Origin of the sequence: Nisaea nitritireducens (genome assembly GCF_014904795.1) — a bacterium.
Lineage (GTDB): Bacteria > Pseudomonadota > Alphaproteobacteria > Thalassobaculales > Thalassobaculaceae > Nisaea > Nisaea nitritireducens.
In genome coordinates this window covers 52,432-68,437 of the sequence record NZ_JACZFS010000074.1, presented here as the reverse complement: position 1 = coordinate 68,437, position 16,006 = coordinate 52,432, and the positions used below count along the sequence as shown (strand labels likewise).

Sequence of the window (16,006 nt, the reverse complement as noted above, 5' to 3'; positions counted from 1 at the left end):
ATATTTTACGGATACAGCTAATAACTGTGGAGAAAAACTGCATAAAAAGCCATCTATTTTTTTTCGATATATCGAATCAGAGGTTTGCTTGATGCGGAAAACGGCATTTGGGATAACACTCCCGCGCCGTATTCTAAAATCGGGCGGCGCAGACCGATCCTGCCTGTGTGCCGCGTTCTTTATCCGGCTGGAATGGGCGTAATATGCAGAGCCGGAGTTCGAGACAGCATGGACCTGACCGCCTTCTTCGATAGCGAGTTGAGCGAGCACCTGAAAGTAGCCGAAGCAGTGCGGGCCAGCCTGGCGGGCCCGTTTGCGTCCCTGACCGAGAATTGCGTGTCTTCGCTTCGGGATGGCGGCAAGATCCTGTTCTTCGGAAATGGTGGCAGCGCGTCCGATGCCCAGCATCTCGCGACCGAGCTTACCGTACGCTACATCAAGGATCGCCCGGCCATTGCCGCGATCGCGCTGACCACCGACGGGTCGGCGCTGACAGCCGCGGGCAACGATCTCGGGTTTGACAAACTGTTCTCCAGGCAAATCGAGGCGCTCGGCCGGCCGGGTGATGTTGCCATTGGCATCTCGACCTCCGGGCGCTCGCCGAATGTCATTGAGGGGCTCAAAATGGCCCGGAAGAAGGGCCTTGTGGCGGCCGGGCTCTCGGGACGGACTGGGGGAGACATGGTCGGCCTCGCGGATCCGTTGCTCAAGGTGCCGCACGACGCGGCGGCGCGGATCCAGGAAATGCACATCACCATCGGTCAGGCGCTTTGTGGCGCTATAGAGATCGAGCTTGGCCTCGTGGAGGCATAAATGACGCACGATTCCGACCTCGCAGCCAAAGTCGAGTCCCTCTCGGGTGTTCGTCTGCTCTGTGTTGGCGACGCCATGCTCGACCGGTTCGTTTATGGTTCCGTTGACCGGATCTCGCCGGAGGCGCCGGTCCCGGTTTTACGGATCGAGCGCGAGACGGCGATGCTCGGCGGTGCCGGGAATGTGGTTCGCAATCTGGTAGCGCTTGGTGCCGAGGCTTGTTTCATTTCCGTTATCGGACGGGATGCGGCCGGTCGGGAGCTGACCGGTCTGGTGGCCGAGGAGCCGGGCGTGGAAAGCCATCTGCTCACGGTTCCGGGACGCGAGACGACGATCAAGATCCGTTATGTCGCCGGTGCACAACAGTTGCTGCGTGCGGATCAGGAAAATGTGCATGCGATCGATGCCGGTCTCGAGGAAGATCTGATTTCCCGGGCCGTTGCTGATCTCGCAGACTCTTCCGCCCTGGTGCTGTCTGATTATGGCAAGGGGCTTTTGACGGATTCCATTCTGGGCTCGCTGATTTCGGCAGCCCGGGAGAAGGGCCGCCCGATCATTGTCGATCCCAAGGGGACAGACTACACGCGCTACCGCGGCGCGACCGCAATCACGCCGAACAGGCGCGAGTTGTCCGAAGCGAGCGGGATGCCGGCCGGCACGGCCGATGAAATCGTGGCCGCCGCCCGGCACATAATCGAGACTGCTGGCATAGGGGCCGTGCTCGTCACCCGGAGTCAGGATGGCATGACCTATGTATCCGGCGACCCGGATGCAGAGCCACTGCATTTTGACGCGGTGGCGCGGGAAGTCTTCGATGTCTCGGGGGCCGGCGATACGGTCGTTGCGGTCCTGGCGGCGTCCCTTGGCCGTGGGATCCCCGTTCCCGAGGGCATCGAGCTGGCGAATGCGGCAGCAGGGATCGTGGTTGGCAAGATGGGGACTGCGGTGGCCTACGCTTCCGAACTCGCGGCGGCATTCCGGGCCCACGATCTGCTGCAGGGCGAGGTCAAGGTTGCGTCGCCGGACATGATTGCCAAGCGGGCCGAAGAGTGGCGCAGGCAGGGTCTCAAGGTGGGCTTCACGAATGGCTGCTTCGATCTGCTGCATCCGGGGCACGTTTCCCTGATGCGGCAGGCCAAGGCCGCGTGCGACCGCTTGATCGTCGGCCTGAACAGCGACGCTTCGGTTGCGCGCCTGAAAGGGCCAACCCGGCCGGTACAGTCGGAGGCGGCGCGGGCGTCTGTCCTGGCGTCCCTGGCGACGGTGGATGGGATCGCGATCTTCGGCGACGATACGCCGCAGGGACTGATCGAGATGATCCGTCCGGATGTCTTGGTGAAAGGCGCCGACTACACGGTCGAGACCGTGGTGGGCGCAGAATTCGTGCAGTCTTACGGCGGCAAGGTCGTCCTTGCCGGGCTTGAGGACGGTCACAGTACCACGGCGACCATTGCCCGGATGAACACGGGCTGATCCCGATTATTGGCTGATTGGCCCCGTTGCGCTTTGGCCGTATCGGGGCAAGAATACCGAACCTGCTTGCACTCCCCTGTTCCGCCCGGAACCAAATTGGGGAGGCCTAAAAAATTTAGAGGGAGATTTCAGATGGCATACGGTCTGGACGAATTTAGTCGTGACAGCCATGACGCTCTGGCCCACGACAACAGTCCCGCAGGCCGGGAAGCGGTCCGCAAGAACCTCGAAAAGCTGCTCTTGAACCAGGATTTTGTTGAAGAGGTTTGCGGGAAGGACGCACCGGTCGGTGTGACCGAGCTTTATCGTGACGATGAGTTCGAATTCGTCGTACTTGCCCATGTGAATGACAAGCCGCACGCTTCGCCGCCGCACGATCATGGCACTTCCTGGGCGATCTACGGACAGGCCAAGGAATATACCGACATGAGCGAGTTCAGCCGTTCCGATGGTGGCGACGGCGATGGCGATGTGAAGATCGAGCATGTGAAGACCTACCGGCTCGAGCCGGGTCAGGCCGGTCTGTACGACGTGCGGGCCATTCATGCCATCGACTACCCGGCCAAGGCCTGTTTCGTGCGGGTGACCGGGCGGCCACTGGAGAACGAGCCGCGGCTGCGTTACGACATGGAAACCGGTAAAGCCGTTTTCATCGCGAACCGCTCCGCGAGCTGATCGCGTCCGCAAGTAAATCGCCGAGATCCCGGGCCGCGCCCGCTGTTCCGACGACAGCCGGTCGGGCGGCCCGGATACGGGAGACGATGTCCGACCGCTTGGCCGGGTCGTTGGCGATTTCCGTCGCCTTAGCCGCATAGTCTGCGCGCCCCGAAGCTATGCAATCCTCGATGCCCATCGTCCGGTAAAGCCCCGTTGTCATGCGTCCGCGCATATAGCCGCTCGGCCAGGTGATCGCGGGCGTTCCGGCGGCAAACCCGCCGAGCGTGGTGTTGCTGCCGCCGAAATGGATCGGGTCCAGCATGACCTCCGCAGCGCCGAGCAGGCGCATGTAGTCGGCTTTCGGCAGGAAGGGGACAAACCGCACCCGCTCCATGTCAGCTCCCAGGGCCGGAGCGAGCCGGGCTTTGACACGTTCTGTCCAGGCGTCGTTCGCGCCTTCGATCAGGCCGACGATGCCTTCCGGGTCCGCGCGCAGAATATCGCTCAGCCAGAAGTCGAATTCCGGGTGCAGCTTGAACAGATTTTGCGGGCAGAGATAAAGCGGCCGGTTATCCGGCATTCCGAAATCGGACTTTGCTGCGGCCGGCGGCACTTGCTCGTCGCGATAGTTCATCGGAATGCTGGGGCTGCGCACCAGACGCTCTGAATAGTGAGCCTCCGCACCCTCGGGCTCGAAACAGTCCGGGGAGAGATAGGCGTCGATCGTGCTGATTCCGGTCGTCACGGGATGACCCCAGGTGACCCATTGGACCGGCGCCAGACGCGTATGGGCGAGAAAGTAGGTGAACGGCTCCATGCCGATATCGGTATAGAGCAGCGCATCGAGCCTGCAGGCGGTCGCGATCTCCGCTGCATGGGCGATATCCGCCGGCAATTCCACTACTTGATCGAACCGGGCCGCGATCTCTGCCGCTGCCGCATCCCGGAGGCCCGGTGGGCGCAGCAGGGTGAGCGTGAAGCGCTCCCGGTCGATCCCGGTCACCAGATCGCCGAACACGGCGCCGATCGTGTGCCCGGCGAGATGCGTCGAGCAAATGCCGAGACGGATTTTGCGGGTTGCGGGCGGAGGCCCGTCATCTGCATGCGAAGCTGTGAAATTCAGCATCGGACAGGCATGCCGGTAGAAACTGCTGATGCCGACCGCCAGATCCCGGTCGTTGCGGCCGTGATAGACGAGATAGAAATTGGCGGCGCCAATTTCGTTGAGCGGGTCCGCCAGCCGGATGCGCCCGGCTTCGGGCGAGTCGAGGAATGCGGCGATCTTCCCGCGCGCGGCATCTATCTGCGGCACATCCCGGGGAATAACCGGCAGGGCGAAGGCCCGGCGGACCGTAAAGGCCGGCACCGAGGGGAAACGCTTCGCCGCATCCATGTAGGTGTCGAGGGCGGTCTCGTAGCGTCCGGCGCTCAATTGGGCGTTCGCCAGATTCCGCATGATCTCCGGATTGTCCGGATTGGCGGCGAAGGCATAGCGGTAGAGCGCTATGGCATGGGAGCTGTCTTTCTCCGCCCAGAGTACGATGCCGAGGTCGTTCAGCAGATCCGCGAGCGCCGGGGCAAGGACGAGGGCGCGCTTGAAATCCCGGGCTGCCTCAGCCGGGCGGTTTAGCGTGCGGTACGCCTGTGCACGGTTTGCAAAGGGAATGTGGCCGGAAGCCTGAAGGGCGATGGCCCGGTCATAATGACCGAGGGCATCTGCACTGCGGTTTTGCTCCTGCAGGCCGAGCGCGAAATTATAGGTGGGTGCGTAATCGCCCGGCGCGAGGAGTATCGCCCTGTGCAGCGCCGCGCTTGCGCCGGCCGGATCTCCCGCCTGCTTCTTGGCGGATGCGAGTGCGCTCCAGAACGCGGCCTGGCCGGACAGGCTGGCGCATGCGGTGGCAAGGATCGACACGGCCGCATCTGCGGCCCCGTTATCGATCAGGGCAAAGCCGAGATTGAGCCGGAAATCGTGCCGGTCGGGCGCCACGGCAAGGGCGCGCCGGATGCTTACAATAGCCGGCGCCGGTTGCCCCGCCTGGAGCATCGCGGTTCCCAGAAGGTGCCAGGTGTCCGCTCCGGTGGGCAATGCACAGAGCACACGGCGATATCCGGAGGTGGCCTCGGCGATTCGGCCGGCCTGATGCAGGCCGTGTGCAGCGATCAGCATTTCGCGAATCTGCACGCCGCGATTCTGCACGTATTGTCTCCTTTCCCACCGTTGGCCCCGGCTGGGGCCAAACCACTCGAATCGCTTAACATGCCGACCTGCCAATGGCGATTCCCCATGACAGGCGGACTGTGCATGGTAGGTTTCGCGGCAGGGAGTGAAACATGCAAGAAGAGCTTACTTTTCCGCCAATATACCGGACCCATCGCCACGATGCGGGGACCGATATTCTGGCGCTGGCCGTCGACGCGGCGAAAGATGGCGCCGATCCGGCAAATCTGTATTGGGCCGACAGTGCTGATGTTATGTCGTGCGCCATCGTGCTGGCACCGGAGAAGCCGCTTTCGGAAAGCCTTGCGATGGTTCATGTGGCGATGGTGGCGCTCGGCGATTGCCTCGGCGCACAGGTTCCGCCGCAGGTCGAGGTTACGTTCGGCTGGCCGGACCGGCTGATCGTCAATGGCGGTCTGGCCGGTGGGGTTCGTCTTACGGTGGACACGTCCGCATGGGAAAATCTGGCTGACGATCCGGTGCCGGACTGGGCCGTGCTTGCGGTCGAAGTGGCGATGACGCCGCGCGCAGATGCTCCGGAGCCAGGCATGATGCTGCAGCGGACGACATTGTTCGACGAGGGATGCGGCGAGCTGACCACGGGCGGCTTGCTTGAGAGTTTCTCGCGGCATTTCCTGCTCTGGACGAACCGCTATGTCTCGGACGGCTTCCGCCCTATTGCCGACAACTGGCTGCCGCGTGCCGCAAAGCGTGGCGAGACGGTGGATCTCAGGTTCGGCGGCGGCCAGTGGAAAGGCACCTTGCTTGGCCTCGATGAAAATGGCGGACTGGTTCTCGGCGAGACGAAAACGCCGCTGGTGGCGTTGACCGATGTGCTGCGCAAGCCAACTTGGTCCCTCGATTGAAGCAGGCGGGTAAATGACAGTTTTGGATGCACCACGGGATTTCTGGATCAGCTCCGGCCATGCGCTGCTCGACCGGACGGAGGACGGCCGGCTTGCCGTCACGGACGATTTCCTGCGCGCGATCCTCGCCCGGCCCGAGGTGGCACCGGTGGAAGAATCCTGCGCGACGGAGCGGAGTCTGCACGCGGCGCTTCTGGACGACCCGCGCCGGCCGGTCAGCGATATGGAGCTTTCCGCTTTCGGCGATCCGGACGGGCGGGAGAATTACCAGATCGTGCTCGGCTTCCGCGATGCCCTGCTCGCGGCGGACAGTCTCGAAGCCTTCTATCTCTCGACCTTTCTGTCCGGCGATATCTCCATCCCGCCGCTGTTCCTCGACCAGATTGCCCATGTCGTCGCCCGCAACATGCTGGAGGGCGTCACCGACCCGATCCGGGTGCGCGCGGCTGAACTGCTGTTCCGCAGCCAGCGGGTGACGTTGCAGGAGGGCACCGTGATGTGCGCCGACGAGGAGATCGTCGACATGCATGCAGCGGGGCAGGGCCAAAGCTCGCTGGAGCGTCTGATCGCGGAGAACGACACGCCGCTGCGTTCGGTCGAGCTCGACGTGCTGACCGAGGAAAACGCGGAGATCTACTGGGGACGGAGCGACCGGTTCGACACTGTGCTCGATCTTACCTTTACACGGCCCGGGCTCGATGCGTTGTGCCGGGTGCTGGAAAGCTGGGCCGCCCATTTCCTCGGCGTCGACGTCTCCGTGACCCCGGTCCGCAGCATCAAGGACGAGCGCTGGGTCTGGCATGTCGGTCTCGACGCGACCTCGACCGGCATCCTGAACGCACTCTACAAAGGTGAAGAGGTGGACGAGGAGACGCTGGTCAACCTGATCGCGCTGTTCCGACTTGAGTTCAAGCAGCCGGAAGCCATGCGGGCGGATATCGCCGGACGTCCGGTCTATCTCGGACTGGCGCAGGACGCGAAGGGCGTGCTGCGCATGAAGCCGCAAAACCTGTTGGTCAATTTACCGCTGGCCGTGCCGGCGTAAGGGAGAAAGACATGAACGAAGACATCTTCAACATGAGTGTCCGCAAGTTCCTGAAGAAGGTCGGCGTCACGAGCCAGCGCGAGATCGAGACCGCGATCCGGGCGGCGGTGGAGAACGGCTCCCTGAAGCCTGGTGCCGCAGCGGATGCCAAGGTTGTTCTGTCGATCCCGGCGGCGGGCCTTGAAGTGACCATCGACGGCACGATCGAGACCGAGTAACGGCCATGGCCGCCGAGCGCTTTATCGACAGCTGGCGGGCCCGTCTGGTTGCGGGTCTGGTGCTGATCCTGTCGGCGGCGTCGCTTGTCTACATTCACCGCGAGGATCTGACGATGTTCGCGCGCGGCGATGCTGCGCCGGCGTTGCCGGCGAACCCCGAACTGGCGGCCTGTCTTTCGGAACGTTACGGCGCGGTCGACCGGATGCTGGCGGAGGGTGTGATCGACGATGCGAAACACACCCTCTTCAAGCAACGGGCGGCGGCTATGTGCCAGGACCGCTTCGGCGGCTGACACAAGGACCGGTTTGCGGTGTCAGTGGATGCTTTCGTCGTCGTCCGGAACATTGCCTGCCTGATAGTCCTCTGTCGTGCGGACCATCGGCCGGGCGCCACCTGCCATCGGGTTACCTTCCTCGAACTGGTCGACGACGCGGCAATCTTCGCACATCTGCAGACGCCGGGCGGCTTCCGGCGTCGCGAACATCGAGTGCTTCTCCGCCAGCGTTTTGACGATTCGGTCGATGGTGCTTTTCGCGGCGAAGGGCTTGTCGCAACGTACACAATGGAACGGCTCCTCTTCCTTCATCACAACGGGCGACTTGGCTGATGTCAGGAAGTTAATCCGCGGCTCCAGGGTGATGGCGCTTTCCGGGCAGGTGTTCCGGCAAAGCCCGCATTGCACGCAGCTGCTTTCAACGAAGGAAAGCTGTGGTGCTTCCGGGTTGTCCAGCAGGGCGCTGGCCGGGCAGGCGCTGACGCAGGCGAGGCAGAGCGTGCAGGCTTCGGCGTCCACATTGACCTGGCCGTACGGCGCGCCGGGCGGCAACGCAATCGTGTCGACCGGGGTCGGGGCCGCAAGCCGGAGCTGGGCCAGGGCGGTATCCATGATTTCCCGTTTGCCGCCGAGGGCGAGGAAGAAACGCGGTTCAACGCCCTTGGACCTTTCCATCGACCAGAGCCTGGCCTCGACCGCGTCCGGGTCGGCTTCGACCAGAAGCTCGACGCGCCCGCTCTCGAAACCAAGTCCGGTGAGGACGGTTTCGGCAAGGCCGATCTGACCCGCCAAGCCGCCGATCTCCTCCTGCTTGCGCGGATGAGAATGCAGCACCACCCGGCCGACACCAAAGGCAAAGGCGGCTGCCAGGAAATCAAGTCCGACCTGGGTCACCTGGGTCACCGCGAACGGGATCACGTGCGCCGGCAGGCCCCGGCCGAATCGGGCCGACATGTCGATCATCGGTGCGCCGTCGGTGGTATCGTGGATGAACAAGGCGGCATCGCGCCCGCCGGCATCCGCATAGGTCTGCATCAGAACGGACAGGCGTTCGACCAGATTTGTGGTTGGCGGGAAGGCGTAATGTGCTGCGCCGGTCGGACAGACCGAATTACAGGCACCGCAACCACCGCAAATATGTGCATCGAAGGCGACAACATCGCCGTCTGAACTGATGGCGCCGGCCGGACAGACATCGATGCAGCGTGAACAGCCGGTCTTGCGGCTGCGGGAATGGGCGCAGAGATCGGCTTTGAAATCCACATAACGCGGTTTCGCGAATTCGCCGACCATGTCCGAAAGCTCGAACAAGGCCTTCTGCACCGCGACCGGATCGCCCGGATCGGGGCGGAAATAACCGTCGCGCTTGTCGTGGCCGGTGAAAAGCGGGGTCTCTCCGGTCAGGTCGAGAATGAGGTCGCATTTCGAGACAGCGCCGTTCTGCGGGCGCTCGAAGGAAAAGGCGTCGCGGCTTGCCGGATTGGCCGGTGCGTAATCGTCGACACCGATCTCGAAAGCGCCGAGATGTCCAGCCGTGCGGATGATCCGGCCTTGAAAGACCGGCACATCCATGACGGAAGGCGGCACGATGCCGTCGCTCTCTTTCAGCAGCAGCGTGACGTCGAGCCGCTCCGAGAGTTGCCGCGCCGCATCGAGAGCAGACTGATCCTTGCCGTAAACCAGGCAGATCCCGTCGGAAGACAGCGATACCTGTGTCGTTGGCGTTCCCGCGACCGCGGCTTCCGCGATCAGGGCGGCGATCTTCGGTCCGGCATCCTTGGCCTCTTCGGACCAGCCGGCCCGCTCGCGGATATTGACGAAGCTTAACGCGCTCTCATCCAGTCCGCTTTCCTGCCCGATTTCGCTGAACAGCGGCGCTTCCTGTGTGCAGCAGACGGTCAGCGGGGTGCCGCTGGCTGCCGCATCGCGAAAATTCCCAAGCTGGGATCGGCACAAGGCTGAATGGATGAAGGGAACCGTCCCGCCTTGCGCAACCGCGCTCGCGACGGATTCCAGGGGCATGGTCTGATTGCAATTGCAGACCAGCAGCCGCCCGCTTTCGGTGGCCATATCTCTCTCTCCCGTGCGCTTTATATGTTTCAGTCTTTTCAGCGCGCACTTTTGGTACACATATTTGCAACACGGCGCGGCCGGGGCAATGACCTCGACTGGAGAATCCGAGGAGTGGAAATGGAACGCAGCCGGACCATCCCGGTTGGACTGGTGCTGGAGCGCCGGAAAATCGACAATCCCTGGCAGGATCATCGCTGGAACGCGGTCTCCGTCATCGTCGGGGCGCCAGAGGTCCGGGAATGGATTCTGCTGGACAAGAGCGACGGGGTTGAGCGCTATCACGCGGCGACGCTGCCGCTGACCCTGTACCGAAAAGAAACCGAATCCTACAAGGTGAACCTGTCGGGCCAGCCGTCTGTCTATGTTGTGCTGCGGGCCGATGACGATCCGGATTCGCCGTTCGAGGTTTATCCCTTCCTGGCCACGGCTTCTGCTTACGAGGCGCAGGATTATCTGGATTCAGGCGAAGAGACTGTCGAGAGCGTACCGATGCCCGAGGGGCTGATCGCCTGGGTGCAGGATTTCTGCGACACGCACCACGAAGACGAGGTTTTCATCAAGCGCAAGCGCAGCGATCATCGCCACGAGCAGGACAAGTTCGGCCGCCGGCCCCTGATCGACGAAAAAGGATCGCGTATGCCCGGGAGGCGGCGCCTTGACTGACACCCAGGACGACGATGGACGGGGGTTCCTGGCGCGATGGTCGCAACGCAAGGACTCGGCCCGGATCGCGGAGACGGCTACGCCTCGCGAGAAGCGTGGCGGCGCGGCGCCGGTCCTCCCCGAAGAAGCGCCGGACGATCAGCTTCCTGCCCTGATCACCGGAGACGAGCGCCCGCTGACCGAGGAAGAGCAGGAGCTGGTCGACGGTCTGCCGGATATTGAAACGCTCGACGCGGAGAGCGATTTCACACCTTTCATGCAGAGTAAGGTTCCCGAGTTTCTGCGCCGCCGCGCCTTGCAGGCTCTGTGGCGCACTAATCCGGTGCTGGCGAATGTCGATGGTCTGGTCGATTACGGTGGGGATTTCACGGATTCCGCCATGGTGATCGAAGGCATGCAGACGGCCTATCGGGTCGGCAAGGGTTTCATGACCGACGAGGAGCTTGCCGAGAAACCCGACGAGGAAGACGCCCAAGCTGAAGATACCCAGACTGAAGATACCGAAGCTGAAGATGAGCTGGCGGATGATGAGGCGCGGCGGCTGGCGGCGGCCGAACAGCCCGAAGCTGCGGCAAATAGTGGCTCCGCTGCAGGCTCCGGAGATGATCTCCAGGGCGAGGATGAGGCTGAAGAGGTCGGTGACGGAGACCTCGAATAACCCGCGGCGTCGTTCGCAGTGTGGAAAACCTTCGCGGCCGTGCATGTGTTCATATGGACTTATCGACTGGGCGCGCGTACTTTAATCATTCTAAAGAGCGGCACTAAGCCGTTGTAACGAAGCTTGCGATTCCTATCGGTTTACGCGGGCACGTCAGGGAGAGTGGGTCGGTGACAGAGACCGCCCGAAGTCTGGTGTCGGAAGAAGACGCCGTCAGAGCGCACTGGTACGGTCTGCTTGCGCATTTTCTTGCGCGTCCGCCGCATCAGGACAGCCTTGATATTGCCCGTAGCTTCGAAGGCGACGACACGCCGCTTGGCAAATCCGTCGCCGCTTTCGCGGCTGCGGCGCGTGCCGCGACGGTAGAGTCCGCCGACGAAGAATTCCACAAGCTGTTCTATGGAGTGGGGCGCGGAGAGCTGGTGCCCCATGGCTCCTTTTATCTGACAGGATTCCTCAACGAAAAGCCGCTGGCCGAACTGCGCGACGATCTTGCGCAGCTTGGTGTTTCGCGCGCCGATGACGTGAAAGAGCCCGAGGATCACATCGCGGCTCTTTGCGATGTGATGGCGGGGATGATTCGCGGCGATTTCGGTCCGGCCTGCCATCTGGAGCGCCAGGCTGAATTTTTCAGCCGGCATGTGGCGCCGTGGGCCGTGAAATTTTTCGAAGATCTCGAGGGCGCCAAGGCGTCAAGTCTCTACATGCCGCTCGGCGCCATCGGGCGCCAGTTCTTGGAGATCGAGATCGAGTCGTTCCGGATGCTTGAGTAAGGCGCCGGAAAGTGATTTCCCGCAGCCGGGCACGGGCCGGCTTGCGGATCAACATATCGGACCCGTGCGGAGCAGAACGGAGTTGGAGATGGCGAAATCAAAAAAGCCCGAATCCACACGCCGTGATTTCCTGAAATTGTCAGGCATCGGCGCTGCTGCCGGTGCTGCGGCAATTGCCGGGGCGCAGAAACCTGCCGAGGCCGCATCGCGGCCCGAAAAGGTCAGTGCCGGCTACAGGGAAACCGCGCATGTGAAGACGGCCTACGCTCTGTCACGCTTCTAGGGGCAAGACGGGGAGGGTCCTCTCACTTGGGAGGCCCGGGGCGCCACATGCTGGGGCGCCTGCTGAAACATAAGCGGTCGATAAAGAGGCCGTAATGTTCGGGAGAACGATATGTTGATGAAGAAGACGGGCGGGCGATCTGGATCGCCCCGCATGTCGCGTGCAGTGACCGGCCAGGCCGGCAGCGCGATCGACCGGAGAACGTTTCTGAAACGCTCCGGAATTACAGCCGGCGGTCTTGCCGCCGCAGCCACCCTCGGCGGTGGCATGGTCAAGAAAGCCGAAGCTCAAGCCAATCCGCTGGCCGGTATCGAGAAGGTCCGATCGGTCTGTACTCACTGCTCCGTCGGCTGCACGGTCGAGGCGGAAGTGCGGAATGGCGTGTGGATCGGTCAGGAGCCGGGCTTCGACAGCCCGTTCAACCTCGGGTCCCATTGCGCCAAGGGCGCCGCGGTTCGCGAGCACGCGCATGGTGAGCGCCGCCTGAAATACCCGATGAAGCTGATCGACGGTAAATACACCAAGGTCAGCTGGGAACAGGCGATCAGCGACATCGGCGACCAGATGCTGAAGATCCGGCAGGAAAGCGGCCCAGATTCGGTATACTGGCTCGGTTCCGCCAAGCACAGTAACGAACAGGCCTACCTGTTCCGCAAATTCTACGCCTTCTGGGGTTCCAATAACGGTGACCACCAGGCGCGTATCTGTCACTCGACCACGGTCGCGGGTGTTGCAAACACCTGGGGCTACGGTGCGATGACGAACAGCTACAACGACATCCACAACAGTCGTGCCATCTTCGTCATCGGCGGGAACCCGGCGGAGGCCCACCCGGTCTCGCTGCTGCACCTGCTGCGGGCGAAGGAGCAGAACAACGCACCGCTGATCGTCTGCGACCCGCGCTTCACGCGGACCGCGGCGCACGCGTCTGAATATGTCCGGTTCCGTCCGGGCTCGGACGTCGCGCTGATCTGGGGCCTGCTCTGGCACATCTTCGAGAATGGCTGGGAAGACAAGGAATTCATCCGCCAGCGTGTCTGGGGCATGGAAGAGATCCGGGCCGAAGTGAAGAAGTGGACGCCGGAAGAGACCGAGCGGGTCACCGGAGTTCCGGGCTCGCAGATGCGCCGTGTCGCGCGGACGCTGGTCAACAACCGTCCGGGCACCGTGATCTGGTGCATGGGCGGCACCCAGCATACCAACGGCAACAACAACACCCGTGCCTACTGCATCCTGCAGCTCGCGCTCGGGAACATGGGCAAGGCCGGTGGCGGCACCAACATCTTCCGCGGCCACGACAACGTCCAGGGCGCGACCGATCTTGGCGTGCTGTCCCACACCCTGCCGGGCTATTACGGTCTCAGCACCGGTGCCTGGAAGCACTGGTCACGGGTCTGGGATGTCGATTACGACTACATGCTCAGCCGGTTCGGCGACAAGAAGCTGATGGAATCCAGCGGCATTCCGGTGTCGCGCTGGATCGACGGCGTGCTTGAAGACAAAGCCAACATGGACCAGCCCAATAATGTCCGGGCCATGGTGCTTTGGGGCCACGCGCCGAACTCGCAGACCCGTATGGTCGAAATGAAGAAGGCGATGGAGAAACTCGATCTCCTCGTCGTCGTCGATCCGTACCCGACGGTTTCTGCTGTTCTGCATGACCGCAAGGACGGGGTCTACCTGCTCCCGGCGGCCACTCAGTTCGAAACCTACGGCTCGGTAACGGCCTCCAACCGCTCCATCCAGTGGCGCGACAAGGTGGTGGAACCGCTCTTCGAATCGAAGACCGACCATGAGATCATGTATCTCTTTGCCGAGAAGTTCGGCATGGCCGACCAGATGTTCAAGAACATCAAGGTCAACGGCAAGGAGCCGCACGTCGAGGACATCACTGCCGAGATCAACAAAGGCATGTGGACCATCGGCTATACCGGCCAGACGCCGGAGCGGCTGCGCAAGCACATGGCCAACCAGCACACCTTCGACAAGACCTCTCTTCAGGCGAAGGGCGGTCCGTGCGATGGCGATTACTACGGCATGCCGTGGCCGTGCTGGGGTACTCCGGAGATGAACCATCCGGGCACGCCGATCCTCTACGATCCGTCGAAACCGGTTTCCGAGGGCGGGCTTACCTTCCGTGCCCGGTTCGGTGTCGAACGGAACGGCGACAATCTGCTCGCGGTCGATTCCTATGGTGCCAATTCGGACCTGAAGGACGGGTATCCGGAATTCACCATGGCCATGCTGAAGAAACTCGGCTGGGACAAGGATCTGACCGACGAGGAGCGGAAGACGATCGAAGGCATTTCAGGCGACAAGACGAACTGGAAGACCGACCTTTCCGGCGGCATCCAGCGCGTTGCGATCGCTCACGAATGCTCACCGTTCGGCAACGCGAAGGCACGTGCCGTGGTCTGGACTTTCCCGGATCCGGTGCCGTTGCACCGCGAGCCGCTGTACACGTCCCGGCGTGACCTCGTGGCGGATTATCCGACCTACGAGGACAGGAAGGCGTATCGTCTGCCGACACTTTATGCGTCGATCCAGAAGAACGACTTCTCCAAGGACTTTCCGATCATCCTCACTTCCGGCCGTCTGGTCGAATATGAGGGCGGCGGTGAAGAAACCCGGTCCAATCCCTGGCTGGCTGAGCTGCAGCAGGACATGTTTGTCGAGATCAATCCCCGCGATGCCAACAATTACGGCATCAGAGACGGGCAGATGGTCTGGCTGACCGGTCCGGAGAACGGCAAGGTCAAGGTCAAGGCGATGGTCACCGAACGGGTTGGCTCGGGCGTTGCCTTTATGCCGTTCCACTTCGGCGGGCATTTCCAGGGCAAGGATCTCCGGAGCAAGTATCCGGACGGTGCGGACCCTTATGTCCTCGGCGAATCGTCAAACACTGCGCAGACCTACGGCTACGATTCGGTCACGCAGATGCAGGAAACCAAAGCGACCCTGTGTCGTATTGAGCCTGCGTAAGGGAGCGAAACAATGGCACGTATGAAGTTCCTCTGTGACGCCGAGCGCTGCATCGAATGCAACGCCTGCGTCACGGCCTGCAAAAACGAGCATGAGGTTCCCTGGGGTGTAAACCGCCGACGCGTCGTCACGATCAATGACGGCAAGCCGGGTGAACGGTCCATCTCCGTGGCCTGCATGCACTGTTCCGACGCACCCTGCATGGCGGTGTGCCCGGTCGATTGCTTCTATCAGACCGACGAGGGTGTGGTTCTGCACTCCAAGGATCTGTGCATCGGCTGTGGCTATTGCCTCTATGCCTGTCCGTTCGGGGCGCCCCAATACCCGCAAGCCGGCAATTTCGGCAGCCGCGGCAAGATGGACAAGTGCACCTTCTGCGCTGGCGGTCCGGAAGACGACAACAGCAATGCCGAGTTCCAGAAGTACGGACGGAACCGGCTGGCCGAGGGCAAGCTCCCGCTTTGTGCGGAAATGTGCTCGACCAAGGCCCTGCTGGCTGGTGACGGAGACGTCGTGTCCGCGATCTATCGCGAGCGGACCGTGGCTCGGGGCTTTGGCTCCGGTGCTTGGGGCTGGGGTACAGCCTACGATCAGAAAACCGGCGGGTAACCGCTGGACCCCGGGGGCCGTTCTGCGGCCCCCGGCCCGGTCTTTGACCAAACACGTGCGTATCCGGCCCGATCCGCCTCACCGCATCTCAGGGCGCCGTGTCTGGGTTTCGGCCGGTCGTCCATGGATCGCGATTGCGAAAACGGACGCATTGCATCTTTCGAGGAGTCAAACGGACATGATTTCACTTCGTCCGAACTGGATTCGCGGCGCGGCACTCGCGGTGCTCGTCCTGGCGCTGCTGGGCGGCTGCCGGGAGACAGAGCAGGACCGAGTGCTCCTGTATAAAAAAGGCACTTATCTCGGTCAGTCAGACCAGCATCTGTCCGACGAAACCCTGTCGGAGATCCGCAATCGCGGCCGCCGGCAAAGCTTCGACCTCTAGGCCCCGGGGGAG

General features: G+C 62.5%; 16 protein-coding genes. 14 read left to right on the top strand and 2 right to left on the bottom strand.

The genetic code is table 11. The features are described 5' to 3' along the window. Nucleotides 1-228 precede the first annotated feature (228 nt). From IG629_RS21645 to IG629_RS21635, 3 genes are all read left to right on the top strand, one after another. Complete coding sequence (locus IG629_RS21645) at nt 229-813, top strand: D-sedoheptulose 7-phosphate isomerase (protein ID WP_193173982.1); 585 nt, start codon at nt 229-231, stop codon at nt 811-813. After that, nucleotides 814-2,286: a D-glycero-beta-D-manno-heptose-7-phosphate kinase gene (gene rfaE1, locus IG629_RS21640; RefSeq protein ID WP_193173981.1), complete on the top strand. Its 1,473-nt coding sequence runs from the start codon at nt 814-816 to the stop codon at nt 2,284-2,286. It abuts the gene before it with no gap. A 132-nt stretch (nt 2,287-2,418) separates the two neighbouring features. Further along, nucleotides 2,419-2,961 (top strand): cupin domain-containing protein, encoded by a 543-nt coding sequence (locus IG629_RS21635; RefSeq protein WP_193173980.1) that lies wholly within the window; start codon nt 2,419-2,421, stop codon nt 2,959-2,961. On the opposite strand, the gene IG629_RS21630 is transcribed toward IG629_RS21635, so the two are convergent. Then, nucleotides 2,936-5,143, bottom strand: a complete 2,208-nt coding sequence (locus IG629_RS21630) for a tetratricopeptide repeat protein (protein WP_193173979.1) — start codon at nt 5,141-5,143, stop codon at nt 2,936-2,938. The two genes, IG629_RS21635 and IG629_RS21630, sit on opposite strands and share 26 nt — an antisense overlap. 134 nt (nt 5,144-5,277) lie before the next feature. Here IG629_RS21630 and IG629_RS21625 point away from each other — a divergent pair, with 134 nt between their 5' ends. From IG629_RS21625 to IG629_RS21610, 4 genes are read left to right on the top strand one after another with little or no spacing between them, the layout of a single operon-like run. Next, nucleotides 5,278-6,030 carry a biotin/lipoate--protein ligase family protein gene (locus IG629_RS21625; RefSeq protein WP_193173978.1) on the top strand — a complete coding sequence of 251 codons (753 nt, stop codon included), beginning with the start codon at nt 5,278-5,280 and terminating at the stop codon, nt 6,028-6,030. 13 nt (nt 6,031-6,043) lie between these two features. Then, complete coding sequence (locus IG629_RS21620) at nt 6,044-7,075, top strand: DUF6352 family protein (RefSeq protein ID WP_193173977.1); 1,032 nt, start codon at nt 6,044-6,046, stop codon at nt 7,073-7,075. An 11-nt stretch (nt 7,076-7,086) separates the two neighbouring features. After that, nucleotides 7,087-7,293 carry a DUF6494 family protein gene (locus IG629_RS21615; protein ID WP_193173976.1) on the top strand — a complete coding sequence of 69 codons (207 nt, stop codon included), beginning with the start codon at nt 7,087-7,089 and terminating at the stop codon, nt 7,291-7,293. Between the two features lie 5 nt (nt 7,294-7,298). Continuing rightward, nucleotides 7,299-7,586 carry a hypothetical protein gene (locus IG629_RS21610; RefSeq protein ID WP_193173975.1) on the top strand — a complete coding sequence of 96 codons (288 nt, stop codon included), beginning with the start codon at nt 7,299-7,301 and terminating at the stop codon, nt 7,584-7,586. 21 nt (nt 7,587-7,607) lie between these two features. Here the strand turns inward: IG629_RS21610 and IG629_RS21605 are convergent, their stop codons facing one another. Further along, nucleotides 7,608-9,638: a 4Fe-4S binding protein gene (locus tag IG629_RS21605; protein ID WP_193173974.1), complete on the bottom strand. Its 2,031-nt coding sequence runs from the start codon at nt 9,636-9,638 to the stop codon at nt 7,608-7,610. Nucleotides 9,639-9,758: 120 nt separating this feature from the next. Here IG629_RS21605 and IG629_RS21600 point away from each other — a divergent pair, with 120 nt between their 5' ends. The 7 genes from IG629_RS21600 to IG629_RS21570 all read left to right on the top strand — a co-directional run bounded on the left by IG629_RS21600 (nt 9,759) and on the right by IG629_RS21570 (nt 15,994). Further along, nucleotides 9,759-10,304: a DUF3305 domain-containing protein gene (locus tag IG629_RS21600; protein ID WP_193173973.1), complete on the top strand. Its 546-nt coding sequence runs from the start codon at nt 9,759-9,761 to the stop codon at nt 10,302-10,304. Continuing rightward, entirely contained in the window at nt 10,297-10,962 is a 666-nt protein-coding gene (locus IG629_RS21595) for a DUF3306 domain-containing protein (protein WP_226887005.1), read from the top strand. The genes IG629_RS21600 and IG629_RS21595 overlap by 8 nt, the downstream gene beginning before the upstream one ends. A gap of 170 nt (nt 10,963-11,132) precedes the next feature. Then, a complete protein-coding gene (locus tag IG629_RS21590; RefSeq protein WP_193173972.1) occupies nt 11,133-11,735 on the top strand; it encodes a TorD/DmsD family molecular chaperone in 603 nt (200 codons plus the stop codon). A gap of 88 nt (nt 11,736-11,823) precedes the next feature. Next, nucleotides 11,824-12,018, top strand: a complete 195-nt coding sequence (locus tag IG629_RS21585) for a twin-arginine translocation signal domain-containing protein (protein WP_193173971.1) — start codon at nt 11,824-11,826, stop codon at nt 12,016-12,018. A gap of 111 nt (nt 12,019-12,129) precedes the next feature. Then, complete coding sequence (locus tag IG629_RS21580; protein WP_193173970.1) at nt 12,130-15,000, top strand: formate dehydrogenase subunit alpha; 2,871 nt, start codon at nt 12,130-12,132, stop codon at nt 14,998-15,000. Between the two features lie 12 nt (nt 15,001-15,012). Then, nucleotides 15,013-15,609 (top strand): formate dehydrogenase FDH3 subunit beta, encoded by a 597-nt coding sequence (gene fdh3B / locus IG629_RS21575; RefSeq protein ID WP_028467473.1) that lies wholly within the window; start codon nt 15,013-15,015, stop codon nt 15,607-15,609. A 178-nt stretch (nt 15,610-15,787) separates the two neighbouring features. Next, nucleotides 15,788-15,994 (top strand): hypothetical protein, encoded by a 207-nt coding sequence (locus tag IG629_RS21570; RefSeq protein WP_193173969.1) that lies wholly within the window; start codon nt 15,788-15,790, stop codon nt 15,992-15,994. The last annotated feature ends 12 nt before the right edge of the window (nt 15,995-16,006 follow it).

What these genes read in the sequence shown, in the direction of transcription:
- IG629_RS21645 (WP_193173982.1), top strand. Translation starts at nt 229, where the DNA reads ATGGACCTGACCGCCTTCTTCGATAGCGAGTTGAGCGAGCACCTGAAA.
- rfaE1 (WP_193173981.1), top strand. Translation starts at nt 814, where the DNA reads ATGACGCACGATTCCGACCTCGCAGCCAAAGTCGAGTCCCTCTCGGGT.
- IG629_RS21635 (WP_193173980.1), top strand. Translation starts at nt 2,419, where the DNA reads ATGGCATACGGTCTGGACGAATTTAGTCGTGACAGCCATGACGCTCTG.
- IG629_RS21625 (WP_193173978.1), top strand. Translation starts at nt 5,278, where the DNA reads ATGCAAGAAGAGCTTACTTTTCCGCCAATATACCGGACCCATCGCCAC.
- IG629_RS21620 (WP_193173977.1), top strand. Translation starts at nt 6,044, where the DNA reads ATGACAGTTTTGGATGCACCACGGGATTTCTGGATCAGCTCCGGCCAT.
- IG629_RS21615 (WP_193173976.1), top strand. Translation starts at nt 7,087, where the DNA reads ATGAACGAAGACATCTTCAACATGAGTGTCCGCAAGTTCCTGAAGAAG.
- IG629_RS21610 (WP_193173975.1), top strand. Translation starts at nt 7,299, where the DNA reads ATGGCCGCCGAGCGCTTTATCGACAGCTGGCGGGCCCGTCTGGTTGCG.
- IG629_RS21605 (WP_193173974.1), bottom strand. Translation starts at nt 9,638, where the DNA reads ATGGCCACCGAAAGCGGGCGGCTGCTGGTCTGCAATTGCAATCAGACC.
- IG629_RS21600 (WP_193173973.1), top strand. Translation starts at nt 9,759, where the DNA reads ATGGAACGCAGCCGGACCATCCCGGTTGGACTGGTGCTGGAGCGCCGG.
- IG629_RS21585 (WP_193173971.1), top strand. Translation starts at nt 11,824, where the DNA reads ATGGCGAAATCAAAAAAGCCCGAATCCACACGCCGTGATTTCCTGAAA.
- IG629_RS21580 (WP_193173970.1), top strand. Translation starts at nt 12,130, where the DNA reads ATGTTGATGAAGAAGACGGGCGGGCGATCTGGATCGCCCCGCATGTCG.
- fdh3B (WP_028467473.1), top strand. Translation starts at nt 15,013, where the DNA reads ATGGCACGTATGAAGTTCCTCTGTGACGCCGAGCGCTGCATCGAATGC.
- IG629_RS21570 (WP_193173969.1), top strand. Translation starts at nt 15,788, where the DNA reads ATGATTTCACTTCGTCCGAACTGGATTCGCGGCGCGGCACTCGCGGTG.